This window comes from Williamsia limnetica (assembly GCF_003217475.1).
GTDB classification, from domain to species: Bacteria; Actinomycetota; Actinomycetes; order Mycobacteriales; family Mycobacteriaceae; genus Williamsia; species Williamsia limnetica.
On the sequence record NZ_QJSP01000011.1, the window covers coordinates 129,554 to 151,612 of the forward strand.

At 65.2% G+C, this 22,059-nt stretch carries 22 protein-coding genes; 5 read left to right on the forward strand and 17 right to left on the reverse strand.

What is annotated here, in order from left to right; genetic code table 11:
- Window positions 1-65 precede the first annotated feature (65 nt).
- Both DFR67_RS18965 and DFR67_RS18970 read right to left on the reverse strand, forming a co-directional pair.
- The gene (locus DFR67_RS18965; protein WP_110471062.1) at window positions 66-770 is read right to left on the reverse strand and encodes a DUF2334 domain-containing protein; all 705 of its coding nucleotides are present in this window, start codon (window positions 768-770) and stop codon (window positions 66-68) included.
- Between the two features lie 139 nt (window positions 771-909).
- Complete coding sequence (locus DFR67_RS18970) at window positions 910-1,395, reverse strand: glutathione peroxidase (RefSeq protein WP_110471178.1); 486 nt, start codon at window positions 1,393-1,395, stop codon at window positions 910-912.
- Between the two features lie 121 nt (window positions 1,396-1,516).
- Between DFR67_RS18970 and DFR67_RS18975 the strand changes: the two genes are divergently transcribed.
- Complete coding sequence (locus DFR67_RS18975) at window positions 1,517-2,092, forward strand: MarR family winged helix-turn-helix transcriptional regulator (RefSeq protein WP_146240480.1); 576 nt, start codon at window positions 1,517-1,519, stop codon at window positions 2,090-2,092.
- Window positions 2,089-3,549 carry a DHA2 family efflux MFS transporter permease subunit gene (locus DFR67_RS18980; protein WP_110471064.1) on the forward strand — a complete coding sequence of 487 codons (1,461 nt, stop codon included), beginning with the start codon at window positions 2,089-2,091 and terminating at the stop codon, window positions 3,547-3,549. Before DFR67_RS18975 ends, DFR67_RS18980 begins: the two co-directional genes overlap by 4 nt.
- 89 nt (window positions 3,550-3,638) lie before the next feature.
- On the opposite strand, the gene DFR67_RS18985 is transcribed toward DFR67_RS18980, so the two are convergent.
- The 3 genes from DFR67_RS18985 to DFR67_RS18995 are packed head-to-tail and all read right to left on the reverse strand — an operon-like array spanning window position 3,639 to window position 7,073.
- On the reverse strand, window positions 3,639-5,753 hold the full coding sequence (locus tag DFR67_RS18985; protein WP_110471065.1) for a S9 family peptidase: 2,115 nt from the start codon (window positions 5,751-5,753) through the stop codon (window positions 3,639-3,641).
- Window positions 5,750-6,643: a phosphoribosylaminoimidazolesuccinocarboxamide synthase gene (locus DFR67_RS18990; protein WP_110471066.1), complete on the reverse strand. Its 894-nt coding sequence runs from the start codon at window positions 6,641-6,643 to the stop codon at window positions 5,750-5,752. Before DFR67_RS18990 ends, DFR67_RS18985 begins: the two co-directional genes overlap by 4 nt.
- 43 nt (window positions 6,644-6,686) lie before the next feature.
- A complete protein-coding gene (locus DFR67_RS18995) occupies window positions 6,687-7,073 on the reverse strand; it encodes a DUF1304 domain-containing protein (protein ID WP_110471067.1) in 387 nt (128 codons plus the stop codon).
- Between the two features lie 56 nt (window positions 7,074-7,129).
- Here DFR67_RS18995 and DFR67_RS19000 point away from each other — a divergent pair, with 56 nt between their 5' ends.
- A complete protein-coding gene (locus DFR67_RS19000; RefSeq protein WP_110471068.1) occupies window positions 7,130-7,423 on the forward strand; it encodes an Rdx family protein in 294 nt (97 codons plus the stop codon).
- Between the two features lie 2 nt (window positions 7,424-7,425).
- Here DFR67_RS19000 and DFR67_RS19005 read toward each other — a convergent pair whose 3' ends face one another.
- The 6 genes from DFR67_RS19005 to DFR67_RS19030 form a co-directional block, all read right to left on the reverse strand.
- The gene (locus tag DFR67_RS19005; RefSeq protein WP_110471069.1) at window positions 7,426-7,920 is read right to left on the reverse strand and encodes a pyridoxamine 5'-phosphate oxidase family protein; all 495 of its coding nucleotides are present in this window, start codon (window positions 7,918-7,920) and stop codon (window positions 7,426-7,428) included.
- A complete protein-coding gene (locus DFR67_RS19010) occupies window positions 7,917-8,369 on the reverse strand; it encodes an SRPBCC family protein (protein ID WP_110471070.1) in 453 nt (150 codons plus the stop codon). Before DFR67_RS19010 ends, DFR67_RS19005 begins: the two co-directional genes overlap by 4 nt.
- The gene (locus DFR67_RS19015; RefSeq protein ID WP_110471071.1) at window positions 8,366-8,713 is read right to left on the reverse strand and encodes an ArsR/SmtB family transcription factor; all 348 of its coding nucleotides are present in this window, start codon (window positions 8,711-8,713) and stop codon (window positions 8,366-8,368) included. Before DFR67_RS19015 ends, DFR67_RS19010 begins: the two co-directional genes overlap by 4 nt.
- A gap of 421 nt (window positions 8,714-9,134) precedes the next feature.
- Complete coding sequence (purB, locus tag DFR67_RS19020; protein ID WP_425451308.1) at window positions 9,135-10,568, reverse strand: adenylosuccinate lyase; 1,434 nt, start codon at window positions 10,566-10,568, stop codon at window positions 9,135-9,137.
- Window positions 10,569-10,635: 67 nt separating this feature from the next.
- On the reverse strand, window positions 10,636-11,235 hold the full coding sequence (locus DFR67_RS19025) for a TetR/AcrR family transcriptional regulator (RefSeq protein WP_110471073.1): 600 nt from the start codon (window positions 11,233-11,235) through the stop codon (window positions 10,636-10,638).
- A gap of 99 nt (window positions 11,236-11,334) precedes the next feature.
- Window positions 11,335-12,486, reverse strand: coding sequence for a pyridoxal phosphate-dependent aminotransferase (locus DFR67_RS19030; protein WP_110471074.1), 1,152 nt, complete (start codon window positions 12,484-12,486; stop codon window positions 11,335-11,337).
- Window positions 12,487-12,584: 98 nt separating this feature from the next.
- On the opposite strand from DFR67_RS19030, the gene DFR67_RS19035 reads away from it, so the two are divergent.
- Window positions 12,585-13,541 carry an alpha/beta hydrolase gene (locus tag DFR67_RS19035; protein ID WP_245938041.1) on the forward strand — a complete coding sequence of 319 codons (957 nt, stop codon included), beginning with the start codon at window positions 12,585-12,587 and terminating at the stop codon, window positions 13,539-13,541.
- Window positions 13,542-13,676: 135 nt separating this feature from the next.
- On the opposite strand, the gene purD is transcribed toward DFR67_RS19035, so the two are convergent.
- Genes purD through DFR67_RS19055 form a run of 4 tightly spaced genes read right to left on the reverse strand, consistent with a single transcriptional unit; the run spans window position 13,677 to window position 17,362 of the window.
- Window positions 13,677-14,927 (reverse strand): phosphoribosylamine--glycine ligase, encoded by a 1,251-nt coding sequence (gene purD, locus DFR67_RS19040; protein ID WP_110471180.1) that lies wholly within the window; start codon window positions 14,925-14,927, stop codon window positions 13,677-13,679.
- Between the two features lie 10 nt (window positions 14,928-14,937).
- Window positions 14,938-16,245: a low temperature requirement protein A gene (locus DFR67_RS19045; protein WP_245938042.1), complete on the reverse strand. Its 1,308-nt coding sequence runs from the start codon at window positions 16,243-16,245 to the stop codon at window positions 14,938-14,940.
- A complete protein-coding gene (locus tag DFR67_RS19050) occupies window positions 16,242-16,565 on the reverse strand; it encodes a nuclear transport factor 2 family protein (RefSeq protein ID WP_110471075.1) in 324 nt (107 codons plus the stop codon). The genes DFR67_RS19045 and DFR67_RS19050 overlap by 4 nt, the downstream gene beginning before the upstream one ends.
- 47 nt (window positions 16,566-16,612) lie before the next feature.
- Complete coding sequence (locus DFR67_RS19055; RefSeq protein WP_110471076.1) at window positions 16,613-17,362, reverse strand: SDR family oxidoreductase; 750 nt, start codon at window positions 17,360-17,362, stop codon at window positions 16,613-16,615.
- 115 nt (window positions 17,363-17,477) lie between these two features.
- On the opposite strand from DFR67_RS19055, the gene DFR67_RS19060 reads away from it, so the two are divergent.
- Entirely contained in the window at window positions 17,478-18,383 is a 906-nt protein-coding gene (locus DFR67_RS19060; RefSeq protein ID WP_110471077.1) for a LysR family transcriptional regulator, read from the forward strand.
- On the opposite strand, the gene DFR67_RS19065 is transcribed toward DFR67_RS19060, so the two are convergent.
- Complete coding sequence (locus DFR67_RS19065; RefSeq protein ID WP_110471078.1) at window positions 18,367-20,487, reverse strand: ArnT family glycosyltransferase; 2,121 nt, start codon at window positions 20,485-20,487, stop codon at window positions 18,367-18,369. The genes DFR67_RS19060 and DFR67_RS19065 overlap by 17 nt on opposite strands.
- The gene (locus DFR67_RS19070; protein ID WP_110471182.1) at window positions 20,484-21,746 is read right to left on the reverse strand and encodes a bifunctional glycosyltransferase family 2/GtrA family protein; all 1,263 of its coding nucleotides are present in this window, start codon (window positions 21,744-21,746) and stop codon (window positions 20,484-20,486) included. Before DFR67_RS19070 ends, DFR67_RS19065 begins: the two co-directional genes overlap by 4 nt.
- Between the last annotated feature and the right edge of the window lie 313 nt (window positions 21,747-22,059).

Consider the following 22,059-nt stretch of genomic DNA (forward strand, 5'->3'; position numbering starts at 1 on the left):
ATTCAGCTTCGGTTTGCAGCCGTCACTCTACCGGCAATCAGGGGCAGCGCCGCCGCGCGGAGTCCTCAGGCAGCCTTGCGCACCGACGCGAGCGTCAGACTCCGATAGGTCTGGGGTTCTGATCCGTGCAGCAGGGCCAGATCGATGCAGTCGAGAATCGCTTTGCCTGCGACAGGCTCCTCGAGATGTTTCGCCGCCACGGACAGGCGCACCACCCCACCACGCCGGGCAATGCGCACGGTGTTCGCGACCAGCAGACGGCACCACCAGGGCTCGGTCGGAAGTCCGTCACCGATGCCCACCACCCGAGCCCTGAGCTGCGTTCCGGTGACCACGTTGTCGATGCTCGTCGATCCCAGGTTGGTCCGGAACCCACGGATCGGCATGGCCGACCGCGCACCGGGTGATGCATTCCACCGGGGCGCCGCGAAGATGCGGGTCCGCAGGCCGCTGTGCTCGAGGACCCGGTCGGCCGCGAGCAGTCGAAGACCGGCTTCGTGGGCACTCAGTTCGGCGAACTCGGCGCGCCTCTTGCGGCTCGGTACCTGGTTGTACCCATGGAGCACGATCGCGTCGTCACCCGCTCGCCGCTGGCGCAACCACTCGCATGTCGGGACGTCGTCCGCGAGGCGGTAGCCACCCTTGAGGCGAGGTGCAACCAGGTACGAGAGCGGTACCGCGCGCTCCGACAAGCGCGCGGCGAAGCCCTGTACCTGTGGCAACGTTTCTGCACGGATCCCCGACACCGAGACGATGAGCTGTCCTGCCATGGCGCCAGTATCACGGAGTCAGGTGGTCAGAGGGTTGCCCGCAAGTGGACAACACCCGAAATCACCCGGTCGAACACCGCGAGACGCAACCGCCCAGCGCCTTCTTGCTCAGATCCGGATCAGCCCAGCACCTTCTCGATCAGCCCAGCACCTTCTCGATGGCACCGACCACCTCGTCTGAATCTGGCTCGGTCCGCGGCCGGAAGCGGCCGACGACCGCACCGTCGGCGTCGAGCAGGAACTTCTCGAAGTTCCACTGGATGTCTCCAGCTGTCCCCTCGGCGTCCTCGGCCCGGGTCAGTTCGGCGTACAGCGGGTGGCGGTCGTCGCCGTTGACATCGGTCTTCTCCAACAGCGGGAAGGTGACGCCGTAGGTGGTGGAGCAGAACGTCGCGATCTCCTCGGCGGTGCCGGGTTCTTGGCCCATGAACTGGTTACAGGGCACGCCCACCACGGTCAGCCCACGATCGCGATAGTCCTCGGCGAGTTTTTCCAAGCCGGCGTACTGGGGCGTCAGACCACACTTGCTGGCGACGTTCACGACGAGTACGGGGCCGGCGAAGGCTGCGAGGCTGGTCGGTTCTCCGGCGAGGGTGTGGAGTGGAATGTTCTTGATATCGGTCATTTCCACAGGCTACTGACCCGGTCCCGCCGTCACCGGGCATCGATGTCGCCGACGGCGATTGTGCTGGAAAACACATTGGTTGCGCTGGCGGCAATAGTTGCGTGGACGTTACCGTTGTCCGGTGTCATTGAGTTCCGAGGTCGATCCGGCCTACCGCATCGGCAGCGTGGAAGAAACCTTCCAAACCGTCCACGAATTCCTGCTTCGCTTGTCGTGTGCGGTGGACGTGGACGCGATGGACGACATCATCGACACCGAACTGGGCTTCACCCACTTCAAGGCGCTGCTCATCCTCAGTCGCGCAGGGCGGCCACTGTCGGTCAACGAATTGTCCGACGAACTCCGGCTGTCGCTGGCCGCAACCGGGCGCGCAGTCGACAAGCTCGTCGGCCTGGAATTGGCCACCCGGCGGGAAGATTCCCGCGACCGCCGCATCAAACGGGTGTCGCTTGCCGCCGGGGGCGAAAAAGCGGTTGCACTGAACATCCAGCGGCGGCAAGACTCCATCCGTGAAGTCATCACCAGGCTCCCCGGCGAGATCCGTTCGGATCTGATCAACGCATTGACGCCCATTCTCGAGGGCGACTACCTGAACACATCGGCGTGCGGCCCGGATGACGGTCGGCCGATCCCAGAACACCATCCTCTGGCCGAAATCCTCGGCGCTCGAACCACTGTCAAGAAAGCGAACCCATGACCTCGACCGAAAAGACCACGGAGGCGAGCGACAAGCTCGATCCCGCCGTGATCAAGATCGCCATTGTCGTCGTGCTCGGCGCGATCATGGCGATCCTCGACACCACCGTGGTGTCCGTTGCACAGAACACCTTTCAGGCCGACTTCGACACCGACCAGGCCGGGGCCGCCTGGACGATCACCGGGTACACCCTGGCGCTTGCCGCCGTCATCCCGCTGTCCAGTTGGGCTGCAGCCCGCTTCGGCACCAAGAACGTGTACCTGACGTCCCTGGTGCTGTTTGTTCTCGGCTCCGTCCTGTGCGCCCTTGCCTGGGATATCACCTCGTTGACCGTCTTCCGCGTACTGCAGGGACTCGGCGGCGGCATGCTGATGCCCGTCGGCATGATGATCCTGACCAAGGCGGCCGGCCCGGCCAAGATCGGTTCGGTCATGGCGGTGCTCGGTATCCCCATGCTGCTCGGCCCGATCATGGGACCGATCATCGGTGGCGCGCTCATCGAATACGTCAGCTGGCACTGGATCTTCCTGATCAACGTCCCGATCGGTGTCGCGGCATTCATCTACGCGATGATCATCTTGCCCGGTGCAGACGAATCCGCCCGACCGAAGTTCGACTTCATCGGACTCCTGTTGCTGTCGCCAGGTCTCGCGCTGTTCCTCTACGGAATCACGCTGAGCACCGAGCACGGAAGCTTCACCGATCCGTCCGTCCTGATCACGGCCGGAATCGGACTCCTGCTGATGATCGGCTTCGTGTTCCACGCCCTGCGGACCACGAACCCGCTGCTCGACCTGCGGCTGTTCCGCAACAGCAAGCTCTCCATGGCAGTCATCACCATGGGGCTGTTCATGATCGCCTTCCTCGGTGCGGCACTACTGTTCCCGCAGTACTACATCGGCGTCCGCGGTGAGACGACCCTCATGACCGGCCTGCTGCTGGCCCCCCAGGGCATCGGCGCCATGCTGACGATGCCGATGTCGGGCAAGCTCACCGACCGTCAGGGCCCCGGAAAGATCGTGATGGCCGGAATTGTGCTCATCACAATCGGTCTCAGTGCGTTCATCTTCCTCGGGCCGGACACCTCGTTCTGGTTGCTCAGCGCCGCGCTGTTCGTCCAAGGTCTCGGCATGGGTATGACCATGATGCCGATCATGTCGGCTGCACTCGCCACTCTGTCGGACAAGCAGGTTCCCGACGGCTCGACCCTGATGAACGTCGTCCAGCAGGCCGCCGGCTCTGTCGGTACCGCCATCATCTCGGTGATCCTCGTGAACAACCTGCGAGGAGCAGAGGACCTCGGAGCGATGGCCGACGGCTTCGGCAAGACCTTCATCGTCACCACCGTGCTGATCGCGCTCTGCATCATCCCGGCGTTCTTCCTGCCGCGTAAGGCAATCGCGCGCAGCACCACCGACGCCGACGGCAAACCCGTCGCACCGGTGATGATGCACTAGTCGCACTGAGAAGACACAGTGGCAACGCCGACACAGGGGCAACGCCCGTCCGGATCATCCGGACGGGCGTTGTTCGTTCGTGTATCCCCTCAGATCGCGCCGGTCTGCCGCAGCACCCAGGCATATTCGAACGCGACTTCTTCCCACTGCTTGTACCGACCGCTGACACCACCGTGCCCGGCCTTCATCTCCGTCTTGAGCAGGATCGGCGCGTCGCCGGTGGTGCTGTCCTGCAGGCGGGCAACCCACTTGGCGGCCTCGGTGTACATCACACGAGTGTCGTTGAGCGAGGTGATCGCCAGGATCTCCGGGTACGGCTTCGCTTCGACGTTCTCGTACGGCGAGTACGACCGCATGTAGTCGTAGACCTCTTTGTTGGCCAACGGGTTGCCCCACTCGTCCCATTCGATCACCGTCAGCGGCAACGAGGGATCGAGGATGGAGGTCAGCGGATCCACGAACGGCACGACGGCGAGAATTCCGTTGAACAACTCGGGTGCCAGGTTCGCGACCGCGCCGATCAGCAATCCGCCGGCGCTGCCACCCTCCCCCACCAGGTGCTCAGGATCGGTGACGCCGGTATCGATCAGATGCCGCGCCGCCGAGACGAAGTCGGTGAAGGTGTTCTTCTTCGTCAGCGTCTTGCCGGTGTCGTACCAGTGCCTGCCCATCTCACCGCCACCACGGATGTGGGCGATGACGAACACCACACCCCGATCGAGCAGGGACAGCCGGGAGATGGAGAAGCCAGGGTCATTGCTCGACTCGTAGGATCCGTAGCCGTAGAGCAGGGTCGGCGCCGGTCCATCGGCGGCACCACGACGGCGGATCACCGACAGGGGTATCTTCGTCCCGTCGTCTGCGGTGGCCCAATCACGATGCTGCTCATAGTCGGCGGGGTCGTAGTCGCCCAGCACATTCTGCCGCTTGAGCAGGATCCGCTCGTCCGTCGCCACATCGAGGTCGAACACCTCGGTCGGGTTGATGAAGCTCGTGTAGCCGATTCGGAGACGCGGCGCCGCCCATTCCGGATTGGCGCCCAGCCCGGCAGAATAGAGCTCCTCATCGAACGTGACCTCGACGAAGTCGACGTCGCCCCTGCCGAGTTGGGCTATCGACAGCCTCGGCAGCGCCTCGCGACGGTAGCTCAAGACGAGCTGTCCGGCGAAAGCGTCGACGTCCTCTATCCGCACGGCGCTGTCGTGGGCGACCAGCACGCGGGTATCGGTGGGATCGGTGACGGGCGCGTCGAGAAGTTCGAAGTTCTCGGCGTTCTTGTTGTGCAAGATCAGGAACCGGTCCTGACCGTCGATCACCGCGTGTTCGACGCCGTACTCGACACCCTCCTCGCGGGGCCAGACGACCTCGAACTCACCGGTCGGGTCCGCGGCGTCGAGCACCCGGACCTCGGAGGTGATCTTCGACCCCAGGGAGATCATCAGGTACTTGTCGCTGCGGGTGCCACCGATACCCACCCAGTACTGCTCGTCGGGTTCGTGGAAGACCTTGACGTCGGGGGTACCCGCGCCGAGGTCATGGCGCCAGACGGTGTCGGGGCGCCACGCCTCGTCGACGGTTTGGTAGAACACGTGTTTGCCGTCGAGCGACCAGAGGGCGCCCGGTGCGGTGTCGGCGATCTCGTCGGCCAGCAGCTCCCCGGTCCCGAGGTTCTTGAACCGCATGGTGTACCGCTCGTTGCCGGTCGCGTCGACGCTGTAGGCCAGCAGCGTGCCGTCCTCGCTGACCGACAAGGCTCCGAGACTGAAGAAGTCGGTGCCCTCGGCCTCGACGTTGGAGTCCAGCAGGATTTCCTCGCCGGGCACCTCTTGACCGGGCTCCACCTTCGGCGGGGTCCAGTCGTCCGGCCCGGCGATCGGGCAGCGGGCGTGCAGCGGGTACTGCTTGCCTTCCTCGGTACGGGCGTAGTACCAGAACTGCCCGCGCCGGGTGGGCACCGACATGTCGGTTTCCTGTGTACGGCTTTTGATCTCGCCGAAGATGTCGTCGCGCAAGCCTGCGAGGTCCGCGGTGTGCGCCGCGGTGTAGTCGTTCTGCTGTTCGAGGAACGCGATGACCTCTGGGTCTTCCTTGTCTCGCAGCCACTCGTAGTGATCGATCACCGTCTCCCCGTGATGGGTGCGCTCGAACGGGATCTTCTTCGCGGCGGGCGGAGTGGCGCCGGCGGCCTGCGAGGTGTCTGTCACTGTTCTCCCTTCGGCCAGTCATCGAATGACAGGCCTGAAATACGTTCATATGCCTCGATATATCGGTCACGAGTACGCCGTGCAACATCTTCGGGCAGCGCCGGTGGAGGGCCATCGGCGGCGCGATCCCAGCCCGACTCCGGACTGGTCAACCAATTGCGGACGATCTGCTTGTCGAAACTCGGCTGCACCAGCCCCGGCCGGTAGGTGTCGGCGTCCCAGTACCTCGAGCTGTCCGGGGTGAGGACCTCGTCTGCCAGCACCACGGTGCCGGCCTCGTCCAATCCGAACTCGAACTTGGTGTCGGCGAGGATGATCCCTCGGGCTGCTGCGAGATCGGACCCGCGGGAGTAGATGTCGAGGGTCAGCTCGCGCAGCTTGGTCGCCAGCGTCTCCCCGACGGTCGCCACCACAGCCTCGAAGCTGACGTTCTCGTCGTGCGCGCCGAGATCGGCCTTGGTCGCCGGGGTGAAGATCGGCTCCGGCAGCTTGCTCGACTCCTCGAGTCCGGTCGGCAGTTCGATGCCACACACAGACCCGGTCGCCACGTAGTCGAGTAGCCCCGAACCGGTGAGGTAGCCGCGTGCCACACACTCGACGGGCAACATGTCGAGCTTCTTCACCACCAGCGCGCGCCCCACGAGTTCGGCGGGGATGCGGGGATCGTTCTCGTCCCCCGCCAGATGGTGCGGCACCCCGAGCGCTCCGAAGTAATAGACGCTCATCGCCGTCAGCACGCGACCCTTGTCAGGGATCGGTGTGGACAGGATGTGGTCGAAGGCGGAGATCCGGTCCGAGGCCACCATCAGCATCGTGGTTTCGTCGATCGAATAGAGATCACGAACCTTGCCGGCAGCGAGGTGTTCGTAGGATTCCAGGCTCGGACGCATGTATTTCAGGCTAGTCGGGCCGCGTTCGGTGCGATGATCTGCCCTACAGCGACAACCCGATGATCAGTGCGACGACACCGATCGCCGGAGGGGCCAGCTGGATCAGCGCGGGTCGGGCTTTGCTCGGCGACGACGTGATCAGGACGAGGCCTGCGGCAACCATCGATCCGGCACCGGCGAACACGAGCGCTGCACCGGCGCCGGTCTGGTCGACCGCGACCAGCACGATCCCGATCACCGTGACGATTGCGAGGAAGAGGTTGTAGAAGCCCTGGTTGTAGGCCATCTCCTTGGTGGCATCGGCCTCCTCGGCCGTGGTGCCGAACGTCTTCCTGGTTGCCGGCGCAGTCCACTGCACCGATTCGAGGAAGAAGATGTACACATGGATGAGCGCGGCGAGGCCGGCGAAGATCAGTCCTAGGGCAGTCACCGGTCGAGCCTAATGCGACGGACGAGATCCCGGCACCCGGCTGCAACAATGACCCGGTGACTGAATCCAACGCAGCCGTGACCATCACCTACTGCACGCAGTGCAACTGGGTCCTGCGGGCGTCGTGGATGGCCACCGAGTTGCTCAACACCTTCGGCACCGAACTGGGCTCGGTCACCCTCGTGCCGGGAACGGGTGGTGTCTTCTCGATAGAGGTGGACGGGAAGCTGATCTGGGAGCGCAAGCGTGACAACGGTTTCCCTGACATCGTCACGTTGAAGAAGCTGGTGCGCAATGTCGCGGCACCGGAGTGGGATCTCGGGCACGCAGACAAGGCCGAATCCGAGTAGATCTAGTCGCTGCCGGTGATCGTCGACGGCGCAGCGCCAGGAAACCTGGTTTCGAAGTCGAGTACGCCCACCCAGGTGGGCCGCACCGCTATGCGGTGCATCGTCGCTCCGTCGGCACGCAACCGGTCGAAGTACGCGTCGGCGTCGGCGGCGGGCATCCCGCGGCGCATCGTCAGCTCGTACTCATCCGCGATGCCGTCGACGTCGGTGACGACCGCGTCGCCCCGCAGCAGCAAGACATGTGGCGGTGCATCGTCGGTGTCGATCGTGATGGCCACTGCAGGGCTGCGCCGCAGCGCCCGCACCTTCGCAGCGCCGGTGAACGTTGCCATCACCAGTTCGGTACCGGTCCACCAATGGTTGATGGGCAGCACCCGCGGCGTCCCGTCGGACGCCGTGTAGGCCATGCGCGCGGGAATGTCTTTGTGCAGCAGCTCCTGTGCAATGTCCGACTGCAGAAGGGCGACATCACCCTGCGGTAGTACGCCGGTGGTCATGACGCCGCCTCGACGAATGTGCGCAGTTTGTCGAACGAGCTTCCCCAACCGCCCTTGGCGCCGTCTTCGGAGCTCAGCGGCCCCGGCGCGAGAAGATGGAAGGTCATCGTGGTCGTACCCGGCGAGGACTCGACAAAGGTCACCGTGCACACCGAGACCGAATCCGCGTCGGTGGGATCACCCCAGGAGAACACCAACCGGTCCGGCCGCGACACTTCCTCGTACACGCCTCGTGACGCGAACTCCTCACCATTCGGACCCACCATCACGCCGCCGTATTCGCCACCGGGCCGAGCGTCGCCGTACATCCGGTCCCTCGGCATCGTGAATCCTTCGGGACCCATCCATTGCGACGCCTGATCGCTGTCGACCCAGGCGTCGAACACCACTTCCGGGCCGGCCGTGAACTCTCGCACGATGGTGAACTCGCGAGTTGCCGTGTCTGTCATGGTTCTTCCTCTTCTTTGTCGGACCCTGTGATCCGGTTGATGTGCTGTTCGAGCCGGTCGAAGCTGCCTTCCCAGAATCGGCGGTAGTCGCCGAGCCACGCGCTCGCCTCGGCGAGTGGACCCGCCTCGAGCGAGCAGGGCCGCCACTGCGCGTCGCGTCCCCGTGAGATGAGACCTGCCCGCTCGAGAACTTTGAGGTGTTTCGAAATCGCGGCCAGGCTCATGTCGAAAGGCTTCGCCAGAGCCGACACCGTCGCCTCCCCCTCCGACAGGCGTGCCAGCAGAGCTCGCCGAGTAGGATCGGCAAGCGCCCCGAACACCGCGCTGAGCTGGTCGTCGGCCACTTTATGGCCCCTTTCATATTCAACCGATCAGTTATCAACCGGTTAGTTGAATAGTAGCCGTGCCGCGGGGGGTGTCAACCCCTGAAGCAGACGTTTAGTCGCTCGTATCGGCCCGCTCGACGGTCAGATCGGCACGGTCAACGGTCAGATCGGCACGGTCAACGGTCAGATCGGCCCGCTCGACGGTCAGATCGGCCCGCTCGACGGGACCCCAACGGTCTCGCGGCCCCGCGTTGTCTGGACAGACGAGGAGCGAGCGAAGCTAGGCGACCACAACGGTCTCGCGGCCCCGCACGTTCTGGACTGAGGAGGAGCGAGCGCAGCGATGCGACCGACGAGGGAAGAACGTGCGCTCAGGGCCGCGACGACCCAGCGAGCGAGCGAGCAAATTCAACACAGCGAGCGAGCAAATTCAACACAGCTACAAAATCGGGGCCGGACCATATCCAGCTGCATCGGGGTAGGCCTCGATGAGCTTGCCGACTTGGGCGACGACGTCGGCTACCTGGTGTTCTGCGGCACCGATGAAGGCTGATTTGTCGGCCAGTGCGGCGTCGAGGGCGGCCCGGTCCAGCGGCAGTCGTTCGTCGGCGGCCAATCTGTCGAGCAGGTCCGGCTCGCGGCCGTCTTCGCGCATGGCCAGTGCCACGGACACCGCGTTTTCCTTGATGGCCTCGTGGGCCACCTCGCGTCCGACCCCGGCGCGGACCGCGGCGATGAGTACTTTTGTGGTTGCGAGGAAGGGCAGATACCGGTCGAGTTCTTTTGCGATGACCGCCGGGTAGGCGCCGAACTCGGCGAGCACGGTCAGGAATGTCTCCATCAAGCCGTCGATCGCGAAGAACGCGTCGGGCAGGGCTACTCGCCGGATCACGGAGCAGAAGACGTCGCCTTCGTTCCACTGGGCGCCTGCGAGTTCGGCGGCCATCGATCCGTAGCCCCGGAGGATCACCTGTAGGCCGTTCACGCGTTCGCAGCTGCGGGTGTTCATCTTGTGCGGCATCGCCGAGCTGCCGACCTGGCCCGGCTGGAAGCCTTCGGTCACCAGTTCGTGGCCGGCCATCAATCGGATGGTGTGCGCCAGCGACGACGGTCCCGCCGCGACCTGGACGAGCGCGGAGACGACGTCGTGGTCGAGCGACCGCGGGTAGACCTGGCCGACCGAGGTGAGGGACTTCGAAAAGCCGAGGTGCTCAGCCACTTTCGATTCCAACTCGGAGAGTTTCTCGACATCGCCGTCGAGCAGGTCGAGCATGTCCTGGCTGGTACCCATCGGGCCCTTGATGCCCCGCAGCGGGTAGCGGGCGATGAGTTCGCGGAGCCGGGTCAGCGAGATGAGCAATTCGTCGGCAGCCGATGCGAACCTTTTGCCGAGGGTGGTCGCCTGTGCCGCGACGTTGTGGCTGCGGCCCGCCATCACCACCGAGGAATACTGCGCGGCACGCTCGGCGAGGCGGGCTGCCGTCGCGACGCCGTGCGCGTGGACGTGCTCGAGGGAGCGCAGTATCTGCAGCTGTTCGACGTTCTCGGTCAGGTCGCGGCTGGTCATGCCCTTGTGGATCTGCTCATGACCGGCGAGTGCGTTGAACTCCTCGATCCTGGCTTTCACGTCGTGGCGGGTGACGCGCTCGCGGTCGGCGATCGACTCGAGGTCGATGTGGTCGAGTACCCGCTCGTAGTCGGCGATGGCGCCGTCCGGGACGTCGACGCCGAGGTCACGTTGCGCCTTGAGCACAGCGATCCACAGCTGGCGCTCCAGCACGATCTTGTGGTCGGCGGACCACAGTCGCACCAGGTCGGCAGAGGCGTAACGTCCGGCCAGAACGTTGGCCACCCGCGGTTTGGTCACTGGCATTTCTGATTCAGGCACCGGCCCATTATGCGATACGCCGACAGGGGCGAGAAATTCGTCGGTCGCGACCTCAGGCCGAGGTGACCGGGGCCAGCTGGTCGATGACCTCGCACAGCGCGACACGGGTGACCTTGACCAGATCGTCGACGGAGTCGGCGAGCGCTCCGATGACGACGCCGTCCTCCACCGCCATCAGCTGTTCGATCCCGGTGGGGTCGGTGTTGCGTCCGGACTTCTCGAGTACCTCAAAATGTATGTTACGTAGCGAGTTACGGTGATCGACCAGTACCTGATGCAGGCGCGGTACTCGCGCACAGAGGACGATCGCCTCGTACCGACAGGTCAGCCGGTCTCTGGTGGTCCGCTCGCCCACGAAGACCTCGGCCAGCGCCTCGGCGGTGGTCTCACAGCCCCGGCGGCGCCTTGGCAGGGCATGCGCCCTTTCTGCGATGGCGTCTTGATCGCCGCGACAGTTGTATGCGACGGCTTCGACAACCAGATCTTCAAGGGAGGCAAAGTAATACGTTGTCGAGGCGAGGGGCAGCTGTGCCCGGTCGGCGACCGCGCGGTGACGGACGGCATCGAAGCCGCCCTCGAGCAGCAGCTCCCCTGCGGCGGCGATCAGTCGCGCGCGCCGACGCGTGCCCTTGGGGGTTGCTGCTGCTCTCACCCCGCCATGGTGCCAAAGCCGCGCAGTGGTGGGTCCATTTCCGCGAAGATCTGACCCTGGGAATCGATTTCAGCTAAAGGCGACAGCGCGGTCGACTCGTCAGCGCAGGACCGGTTCGAGTCGGCGCAGCGCCTCGCTGATGTCGTCGGTTGCGCCGGCGAAACTCATGCGGACGGTCTGGTTGCCGCGGCGGGTGTCGAAATCGAGTCCCGGCGCCATCGCGACACCGGTCTGTTCCAGAACACCCTCGCACCATCCGAGCGAGTCGTCGGTGATCGCGGCAAGGTCCGCGTACACGTAGAACGCCCCGTCGGGAGGCGCGACATCGGTGACCCCCAGCGCGGCCAGCCCGTCGACGAGTAGTTCCCGGTTGCGGGCGTACCTGCGGACGTGGCCGTCGAGCTCGACGGCCGATTCGCGGCTGAACGCCGCGACGGCAGCGTGCTGGCTGATCGTGGGTGGGCAGATCGTGAGATTGGCCGTCAGCCGCTCCACGGGACGGCGCAGCGGCTCCGGCACCAGCATCCATCCCAGCCGCCAGCCGGTCATGCAGTAGTACTTCGACACCGACCCCATCACCACCGATTGGCGCGAGGTCTCCCAGGCGCAGGACGTCGACCTGCCGTAGCTGATCCCGTGGTAGATCTCATCGGAGATCAGCAGGGTGCCGTGGGCATCGCACCAGCGAGCGAGATCCGCCAGCTCGGCCGGGTCCAGGATGGTCCCCGTCGGGTTCGCGGGACTCGCGACGATCAGTCCCGCCGGCGGACGATCGAGCTCATCGAGCATGGCGGTGGTCGGTTGAAACCGGGTCTCGGGGCCACAGTCGAGTTCCACCACCTCGCATCCGAGGGCGGCCAGGCTGTTGCGGTAGGCGGGATAACCGGGCCGGGCCATGGCGACGGTGTCGCCGGCATCGAAGGCCGCGAGGAAGATGAGTGTGAATGCTCCTGACGAACCGGTGGTGATGACCACGTCCGCGGCCTCGGTGGGGACTCCGTAGGTGTCGGTGTAGTGCTGCGCGATGACCTCACGCAACGGCATGATGCCGAGTGATTCGGTGTACCCCAGCGGGGAGGCGTCGAGCGCCAGCTTCGTGGCGGCCAGGACAGGAGCGGGAGCGGAGGTCGAGGGCTGCCCCGCGGCCAGCGAGATGACGTCCAGACCCCGCGCCCTGCGTTGCGCAATGGCGGCCAACACATCCATCACGTGGAACATCTGTACTTCGGATCTTCTCGATTGCGACCGCATGACTGTAGAAGTTAGCCGCCTCGATCGGAGGACGTCAGGGGTGTCACCGGCACGCATCTACTGTCGCCGGGTGGCCCGCAGGTACCGTGTATTCCGCAATGAGTACTTCAGGCAGCCGCGCCCGCGGCCTCGGAAGCAGCGGCGAATCTCCGACACCGTGCGGCGTCATCGGCCGCCGTGCCGTGCTGGGCGCAGGGTTGGGCCTGGGAGCGCTCGGTGTGCTGGCGGCCTGCGGCAAGGACGAACCGGAGCGGGTCGCGCCACAGCCGGCACGCGCCAACGACCCTTCGACGCCGACCGCACCTGCCGCGCCCGCCGCCGCCGGTGCCGCGGAGATGTTCACCGGGAGTTTTGTGTCGGCGAGAATGCTTGGTCGGCAGACCAACTGGACCGTCGCCAGGCCCGCAGGCGTGACCGGTGACCTGCCTGTCGTCGTGGTGCTCCATGCACTCAACACCGACCAGCGCGCGGCTTTTCAGGGCGGTTTGGAGATGCAGAACCTCATGCAGCAGTGGGCCACCGAGGGCAACGCCCCGTTCGCGCTGGCATCGGTGGACGCCGCCCGCAGTTACTACCACCCCCGCACAGACGGCACCGATGGTGGAGCGATGGTTCTCGAGGAATTCCTGCCGCTACTCGAGGGCACCCCAGAACTCGGACTGCGCACCGACCGAGTCGGATTCTTCGGATGGTCGATGGGTGGTTACGGCGCGTTACGCCTCGGAGCGATGCTGGGAGCCCCTCGGGTCGCTGCGATCGCCGTCAGCTCCCCCGCCCTGTGGGCCGATCCCGCCACCTTTCCGGCGAGGGCATTCGACAACGCGGCCGACTACCAGGCGAACTCGCTTTTCGGACAACAGGATTCGTTCTCCAAGATTCCGCTGCTGATCGAATGCGGTTCGAGCGACCAGTTCTTCACCTACACCCGCCAGTGGATGGCGGGGCTGCGGCCACCGCCGGCGTTCGGGACATCCCCGGGCGGACACACCAACCGGTACTGGCGCGGGGTGCTCCCCGGTCAGATCACCTTCCTCGGACGCAACCTCGCGGGCTGAAGTCGAAGGAACGCAGACTTCCTCCGATTCTCGCGAGACCCTCCGACTCCAACCGGAGGAGGTAGCCACAATCGGAGGAGGTGTCATCTCCTCCGGTTTCAGCGGCAGCCCGAGCGCGTGGAGAAGTGACTCAGATCAGATGCTGATACGGCCTTCTTGGGCCGCGAGCCCGATGTCGCTGCGGAAATGCGAACCGGGCAGTTTAACCCCGGACAGACGTTCGTAGGCCTGCGCCCGCGCGGCAGCGAGGTCAGCTCCCATCCCGACGACGCTGAGCACTCGACCGCCGCTGGAGACCACAGCGCCGTCGACAACGGCGGTCCCTGCGTGCAGCACGCCTTCGGCGTCGGAGCCGGTGATGGCATCACCGGTGCGCGGCCTGCCGGGGTAGTTCTCCGCGGCGATCACCACGGTCACGGCTGCGCCCTCTTCCCATTCCAGGGGAGGCAGCTGGTCGAGCGCACCCGACGCGGTTGCGTTGAGCGCCACACCGAGCGGCGACTTCAGCAATGCGAGTACGGCTTGGGTCTCGGGATCACCGAAGCGGCAGTTGAATTCGACCACAGCCGGACCATCGGCACCGATGGCCAGACCCGCGTACAGCAGACCCGAGAACGGGGTCCCGCGGGCCACGAGTTCTGCCGCGACCGGGGCGACGACCTCGTCGACGATCCGCTGCGACATCTCCTCGGGCAGCCAGGGCAGGGGGGTGTAGGCGCCCATGCCTCCGGTGTTCGGCCCGGCGTCACCGTCTCCGACGCGTTTGTGGTCCTGTGCCGGCAGGAGCGGAACAACTGTCGCACCGTCGACGAGACAGAACAGCGAGACCTCCGGGCCGTCGAGGAACGACTCGAGCAGTACCGGATGACCACTTTCGAGCAGGTCGGCGGCGTGGATGCGCGCGGCGTCGCGGTCTGCGGTGACCACCACTCCCTTGCCTGCGGCCAGGCCGTCGTCCTTGACCACCCAGGTCGGCCCGAAGCGATCGAGCGCGGCGTCGAGGCGGGCCGGATTGTCGACGATCTCGCTGTGCGCGGTGCGAACACCGGCAGCGGCCATCACGTCCTTGGCAAAAGCTTTGGATCCCTCGATCTTTGCCGCTTCGGCGCCGGGGCCGAACGTGGCGAATCCGGCGGCTCGCAGGGCATCGGCGACACCGAGTACCAGCGGCACCTCGGGTCCGATGACCACCAGATCGGCGGCGACGGACGTCGCGAGAGCGACCACCGCGTCGGACGAGACGATGTCGACGTCGTGGTTGGTGGCCAACGCGGCGGTGCCCGGATTACCGGGCGCCACATGTAGGTCGGTGACCGACGGGTCGCGCTGCAGGCCCAGAACTAGGGCGTGTTCGCGGCCGCCCGATCCGATGACGAGTACTCGCACGTGCCTGACCCTACCGCCCGGCTGCACCGCCGCGAACCGATGCCTCCAGCGCGTCGAGCGCCTGCGCGCGACGGGAAGCGCCGGCGAGCTCGTCGACGACAACACCGAGAGCAGGTGCCAGCGCCACCACGAGCAGGCAGATCACCACCGAGACACCGGCCGAGGCACACACCATCGCGATCGCCAGGATCGCGGCCATCCCGATCACCTCGGCCACATGCACCCGATGAAAGCCCAGCAGGAATCCGTACAACAAGAAGATGCAGGCCAGATAGATACCGACCGGAATGACCACGGCCGCGACCGCGGCGGTCGCGCCGATCGTCGCCTCGTGTTCGAGGTACAAGGCGGCGACGTGTAGTCCGGCACCCATCATCGCGATCGCCATGAAGATGATGATGTGGAAATAGCCGAAGGTGAACGCGCGGCCCCGGCGAAGGTGCAATGCCTGTCCGGAGGGCACGATGAAGTAGATCCACCACATTCCGAAGGTGATGCCCACGCCGGCCAGACCGAGGACTGCGGTCTCCACCGTCCATCCCTGCGAGTGCACCACCGCCTGCAGCGCCGCGGCCGTGCCGACGATGCCCTCGCCGAGGGTGATGATGGCGAGGAGCCCGTAGCGTTCGGCGATGTGGTGCGCATGCCAGGGCGTCGTCCCCTCCCTGCCCAACGTCTCGGCAATCGGGGGAACCGCCATCTCCGCCAGCACGAGCAGTCCGATGACAATCAACGTTTGATACAGCGTGGTGTCGAGGAAAATGACTGCGACCCAGGCGATCTGCACGATGGTGATACCGCCGGCGTAGATCAGGCAGGTGCGCCGATAGTCGGTTCCACTCAACGCGGCGCGGACCCACTGGACGACCATCGCCAGCCGCATCACCACATACCCGAGGACCAGCACCCGGTTGTCGACGACACCACCCTGGTGGTCGAGCGATTCGAACAGTGGCGCGATACCCAGGGCCAAGATCAGTACGCCCACCATCTGCACCATCGTCGTCAGGCGATAGACCCAGTCGTCGGTGTCGAAGGCGGAGGCGAACCACGAAAAGTTGATCCACGCCCAGATCGCGGCGAATGTGCAGAAGATGAATCCGAAGACCGCGGTCTTGAAATGCCCTTCGGCGATGAAGTGCGCGACCTCGACTCCGGCGAAAGAGAACGCGACGACGAAGGTGAGGTCGAAGAAGAGTTCCAGATTCGTCGCCGCGCGCCCGTCCTCGTGCGGATCGCGACCGGTCATGCGCGTCAGCCGGTGTTTGACACCGAGGCCGCCACCCATACGCCCCCCGCTGACTTCCGTTTGGCTCATCCTGTGATGGTCATCAGCGAGACGCGATCACCCGCGGTGGTGAAGCCGAACGTGCTCGGGCCGTTGAACCCGTTGCCGCCGACCTGCGCGACGATCGTCGTCACCTGTCCCGACACGTCAGCGGTGGTGATGTCGAGGGTGACCTGTTTGCCGATGAACTCGGCGTCTGACCAGCCTGTGATCGCGTCGACGCCACGGAAGGTCCGGCCCCAGTCGTCGACTGCGCCGTCCTCGGTGAAGACGGCGAGAAACGCGGCTGTGTCGCCGGCATTCGTTGCGTCGATCAGGCGCTGTACGGGTGAGGGGACGACGTCAGACATTTGCTGCTGCCTTTCGGGTGTGGTTGCTCGACGAACCGGGGTATCGGTCACCGAGTGGTGTAGCCGCCGTTCGCGAAGATGGTTTGGCCGGTGATCCAACTCCCGTCGGTCACCAGGAACTTGACGATCGGAGCGATGTCCTCGATCTTCGTCAAGCGGTCCCCCATCGCCTGCGACTTGTGGAACTCCACTCGCTCCGGCGTCTCCTGAGGATAGAAGAAGGGAGTGTCCATCGGCCCCGGTCCGATATTGTTCACAGATATCGTGCGATCGGCAAACTCCTTCGACGCCGCCCTGGTGAAGTGCTCGACAGGACTCTTCCCGCCGGCGTAGGTCGCATAACCGTCGGTGTAGGCGGCCAGCAGCGATGTGACGATACTGACGATCTTGCCGCCGTCGTTCAGCTGTTTGCCCGCCTCGCGGATGAAGAAGAATGCTGCCTTCGAATTGATGTCGAACATCGAGTCGTACTCGGACTCAGAGGTGTCCACGATCGGTTTGCGCAACACCTTCCCGACCGTGTTGATCGCGATGTCGACCCCACCGAATGCTCGTACAGTCTCATCGAACAGCGTCTTCACATTGGCCGGAACGGTCAGATCGCCCTGGATCTTGAACGCTTTCGAGCCGGCCGCCTCGACGGCGGCGACGGTGCGATCGGCATCCGACTCGGAGCTGTCACTGTTGTAGTGCACGGCCACGTCGGCGCCCAGTTCCGCCAACTGCACGCTGATCAGGCCACCCAGATTTTTTGCACCCGCCGCCACGACCGCTGTCTTGCCTTCGAGAATGCTCACGTTCCGCTCCTTGGTGTTCGTTGATGTCACGACCCGACGGTAGGCGCGGTTTGCACAACTGAAAAGCAGATAAAACGGGTCAATGCACAACCAACAATTGTGAAACACTGGCCGCGTGCCTCCCGAGACCCCACTTGATCTGCGCCGCCTCCGGCAATTTGTCGCCGTCACCGAGGCCTCGAGTCTCGCTTCTGCGGCAGCAACCCTTTTTGTGTCCCAACAGGCCCTGTCCACGGCGATGAGGCAGCTGGAGACCGATCTCGACGTTGCTTTGTTCGATCGTTCCGGGCGCCGTATGCGCCTGACCGCGGCCGGCGACGAGCTCTACCAAGGGGCGCGGCCGCTCCTCGCCGGTGCCGAGCAGCTTGCCGAGCAGGTCCGCGCCACCGCCATCGGCTCAGAGCACGCCTTCGTCGTCGGCCATTCACCGGCGATCTCCGGGGAGGAGGTGTTCGACCTCATCACGCGTACCCACAGTGAACACCCGGGCGCGTCCATCACGGCCCGGCAGATGTTCCCCGGTGACATGCGGACCCAGTTGTTCGACGGAACCATCGACCTCGGGGTTCGACGCGGGGTCCAGACGCCGTCCGATCTGGCCGCCGCAGTGATCGACTATCACCGGGTCAGAATCGCAGTGGCTGCCGATCATCCCCTGGCCGACCGCAGTGAGGTGTCCATCGCCGACCTTGCTGATTTCGAAATCGTCGTGTGGTCCCCGCCGCACCATTCCTACTACACGGACTTCCTCGTATCCCTCTGCCGGAGATCAGGATTCGAGCCCAGGCTCGTGGTGAACCCCATTCAGGGCACTCCGCCGATGACCGCGGTGATCGGTTCACTGCGGTGCGCATTCGTCACCGATCCGGCGGGCCCAGGACTGTCAGGGCGAGTGGCGGTCGTGGATTTCGACGCTCCACCACTCGCCCCGGTTCAGGCACTATGGTTGCCGCACACGGCTTCCGCGGTCCGAGATGCGATCCTGAACGGACCCGACCGCACACTCAGTCCGGGTCTGTGAGGTCGTAGAGCGTCACCGAACCGACCGTGGTGCTGGTGAAGTTCGCCTCGACCCACGCGGTGATCTCCGACGCCGTGCCGGTGCCGCCGCCCATCATCCCACCGCCACCGGCGATGAAGTAGTGGATCTCGCCGTCGGCGACGTACTGCTGAAACTGCGCCAGGGTCGGCGAGGGGTCACTGCCGTTGAAGCCGCCGATCGGCATCACCGAGTGCTCGGTGGCCAACTGGTACCCCGACGCGGTGTTGGAGCCGATGGCTGCGGCCACCCAGGTGAAGTCATCGGCGTTCTGGTCCAGGATCGCCACCAGTTCATCGGTGGGCTTCGACCCCTCCAGCAGTCCCCCGCCACCCATGCCGCGGCCGGTTTCCCTCTGCATTGGATTAGCCTGCGGACCGGCCTGATTCGGCACACCCTGCTGCCCGGTCATACCGGCTGGAGTTCCCTGCCGGCCGGTCATCCCGGGAGGTGTCGTTCCCCGGCCATCCATCCTCATGCCGCCTCCGGGTCCGAATCCGCCGGCGCCGGCAGGACCCGCGCTGGGGATGGACCCGGACGAACTCGACGTCGCGGTGTCGATGGCGTACGCCGCCGGCCCTGCGAGTCCGAGTGCCAGAGCCACAAGTGCGGCGATCAGCGCTCCCCGCTGTACAGAAGCCTTGTTCACGTTCGAGAACACCAGTGCGACACCGACGATGACCGAGCCGATCAGCACCACATACCGCAGCAACGGGAGGAAGTCCGCGGAACGCTCGAGCAGGACGTAGGACATGACCCCTGTGGCCGGCGCTGCTGCCGCCAGTACGATCCGCACCCACACCAGGGCCCGGTGCCGCCAACACATCACCGCCCCTGCCCCCACGAGACCGGCGATCGCGGGGGCGAGTGCGACGGTGTAGTACGCGTGGAAGATACCCGCCATGAAGCTGAACACGGCCATCGTCGTGACCAGCCACAGACCCCACACCACGAGCAGTGCCCGCCGACTGTCGGTCCGCGCTGCTTTGCCACACAACACGATTGCCGCGATCCCGAGAATGAATGCAGCCGGGATCAACCAGGCGATCTGACCACCTTGTGCGGACTCGAACATCCGAGTCCAGCCGGTCTGTCCCCACATACCGCCGCCACCGCCAGGTCCACCTCCCGCCACGCCGGGCCCGCCCGCGAATCCGCCGGCCACGCCTCCCGTGGCACCGAGTTGCTCGACAATCGCATTGCCGCCACCACCGGGCGTCACGCTGCCCGTCTCGTTGCCGCTCAGCCGTCCGAACCCGTTGTATCCGAGCGTCAATTCGAGAATCGAGTTGTTCTGCGAACCACCGATGTACGGGCGCGAATCCTTCGGCCACAACTCGACTGCCAGTACCCACCAACCGGCCGAGACGATCATCGCGCCGAGGGCGGCGAACAGGTGTCCGAGCCGCCTCATCGGGGTCCTCTGCCCGAACGCGAGGTAGGTCAGCGCCAGCGGCGGGATGACGAGAAACACCTGCATTTGTTTGGTGAGGAAACCGAATCCGACGAACACGCCGGTCAGGATCATCCACCGGATACGGCCGTCGTCGACGGCCTTCAGAGTTGCCCAGACCGACGCGATCATCAGCAGGACCAGTAGTGCGTCAGGGTTGTTGAAGCGGAACATCAGCGCCGCCACCGGGGTCAGCGCAAGGGCAGCACCGGAGATGAGGCCGGCCGCCGGCCCGAAACGCTTGCGGACGATCCAGTAGAGCAGCGCCACCGACGCGATACCCATCAGCGCCTGCGGCACGATGATCGACCACGAGTTCAGGCCGAAGATGCGGACCGCGATACCCGGTATCCACAGCGACATCGGCGGTTTGTCCACGGTGATGGAGTTCGCGGCGTCGGAGGATCCGAAGAACCACGCCTCCCACGACTGAGAACCCGCCTGGATCGCTGCGGAATAGAACGAGTTCGCCCAGCCGTTCGCACTCAGGTTCCACAGATACAACACGCCGGTGGCCAGAATGAGCGCGGCAAAGGACGGCAGCTCCCATCGCGGCCGAACGTCGGGCTGTGGAGCGGTGACCGGTTGTCCGGGTGCCGGATTCGCCGGGGCGCCCTCGACGAGGAGACTCATGCGACCATCTCCGTAGGGTTGCGTCGCGCGGTGCGGAACACCCAGCGGAAGCCAACGAAGCGCAACACCGTGGCCACCAAGTTCGCCACCACCAGCACCAGGAGTTCGATGTGCTTGGAGGCGTCGGGGGCCCACATGTGCAACAACAACAGCAGCCCTGCGGTCAGTGCCCATCCGAAGACGAAGATCACAAAGCCCTGCAACTGGTGTTTCGCGACATCGTCGCGACCGCGGACCCGGAACGTGAACGCCCGGTTGGCCGCGGTGTTGAACACGGCGGTGATCAACAGGGCCAGAAAATTGGCGGCCTGCGCCCCGGCAACGGAGTGCAACGCCAGGTACAGAACCGCGTAAGCGATCGTCGAGGCGACCCCGACAATGCAGAAACGGACGAGCTGCCCCGCCAGGCCCCGCGGAACACCGGTGACCTGCGGCCCGGTGTCACCGCGGCCAAGACTGTTTCGCAGATCTGCCACGGGCAGTCGCCCGCTTGCCAGAGCCCGGCCGACCCGCCAGCACCCCTTGATGTCTTCGGTGGCGGTCTTGACGATGTCGACCTTGCTGGCCGGATCATCGGTCCAGTCCACGGGGATCTCCGCGATCCGTAGGCCGGCCCGCTGCGCGATGACGAGCATCTCGGTGTCGAAGAACCAGCCGGTGTCGCCCACCATCGGCAACAAACCTCGTGCGACGTCGGCGCGTATCGCCTTGAAACCGCATTGGGCGTCGGAAAAACTCGCTCCCATCGCGGTGCGCAGCATCAAGTTGTAACTGCGGGAGATGAATTCGCGCTTGGGGCCGCGCACCACCCGCGATGATCGCGTCAGTCGGGTCCCGATGGCGAGATCGGAGTGTCCGGACACCAGTGGCGCCACGAGCGGCAGCAAAGCGTTCAGGTCGGTCGACAGGTCGACATCCATATAGGCGACCACCTGGGCGTCGCTGTGCTGCCAGGTGGCCTTGAGTGCCCGGCCCCGTCCTTTGGCATCGAGGTGCGCAACCCGGACCCGGGCACCCTCCCCGATGGACGCCGCGAGATTGCAGGCGAGCTGCAGCGTGGAGTCGGTACTGGCGTTGTCGGCGATGGTGACCCGCGCCGAATAGGGCATCGAGGTGTCGAGGAAATCGGCGAGTTGACGCACGCACCGCGCGAGGTCGACTTCTTCGTTGAATACCGGGACGACGATGTCGAGCACCGGCGCGGTGGGGGTGTCGTCGATGATGATGGCCGGGGCGTCATCGAGAGTGTCTGCTGTCATGGCACTCACCTTCGGACCGGAACCTGCCACAGAACTCGGCCTCGGCTGTCAGTTACCTGTGACCGGCCAGCTCAGCGTGGTTGGTGAGCAGGGCGAACTCGACCCGCCCGCCGGCGGCCCCGCGTGCTCTGGACGGAGGAGCGAGGGAGCGCAGCGACTGAGTCGACGTAGGAAGAGCACGCGCTGGGGGCCCCCGGCCCGCGAGCGAAGCGAGCCAAAGACACAGCTGGTGACCCGAACTGCAAAACCCGGCCACAGGGCTGTCACCCGAGCATCTGACCCAGCCACCTCAAAACCCAACCCTGACCGCCGA

Bases quoted from the DNA above. Each gene is read 5' to 3' on its own strand.
- DFR67_RS18965 (WP_110471062.1), bottom strand. From the start codon at position 770: ATGGCAGGACAGCTCATCGTCTCGGTGTCGGGGATCCGTGCAGAAACG.
- DFR67_RS18970 (WP_110471178.1), bottom strand. From the start codon at position 1,395: ATGACCGATATCAAGAACATTCCACTCCACACCCTCGCCGGAGAACCG.
- DFR67_RS18980 (WP_110471064.1), top strand. From the start codon at position 2,089: ATGACCTCGACCGAAAAGACCACGGAGGCGAGCGACAAGCTCGATCCC.
- DFR67_RS18990 (WP_110471066.1), bottom strand. From the start codon at position 6,643: ATGCGTCCGAGCCTGGAATCCTACGAACACCTCGCTGCCGGCAAGGTT.
- DFR67_RS19005 (WP_110471069.1), bottom strand. From the start codon at position 7,920: ATGACCACCGGCGTACTACCGCAGGGTGATGTCGCCCTTCTGCAGTCG.
- DFR67_RS19010 (WP_110471070.1), bottom strand. From the start codon at position 8,369: ATGACAGACACGGCAACTCGCGAGTTCACCATCGTGCGAGAGTTCACG.
- purB (WP_425451308.1), bottom strand. From the start codon at position 10,568: ATGCCAGTGACCAAACCGCGGGTGGCCAACGTTCTGGCCGGACGTTAC.
- DFR67_RS19030 (WP_110471074.1), bottom strand. From the start codon at position 12,486: ATGCGGTCGCAATCGAGAAGATCCGAAGTACAGATGTTCCACGTGATG.
- DFR67_RS19035 (WP_245938041.1), top strand. From the start codon at position 12,585: ATGAGTACTTCAGGCAGCCGCGCCCGCGGCCTCGGAAGCAGCGGCGAA.
- DFR67_RS19045 (WP_245938042.1), bottom strand. From the start codon at position 16,245: ATGAGCCAAACGGAAGTCAGCGGGGGGCGTATGGGTGGCGGCCTCGGT.
- DFR67_RS19050 (WP_110471075.1), bottom strand. From the start codon at position 16,565: ATGTCTGACGTCGTCCCCTCACCCGTACAGCGCCTGATCGACGCAACG.
- DFR67_RS19065 (WP_110471078.1), bottom strand. From the start codon at position 20,487: ATGAGTCTCCTCGTCGAGGGCGCCCCGGCGAATCCGGCACCCGGACAA.
- DFR67_RS19070 (WP_110471182.1), bottom strand. From the start codon at position 21,746: ATGACAGCAGACACTCTCGATGACGCCCCGGCCATCATCATCGACGAC.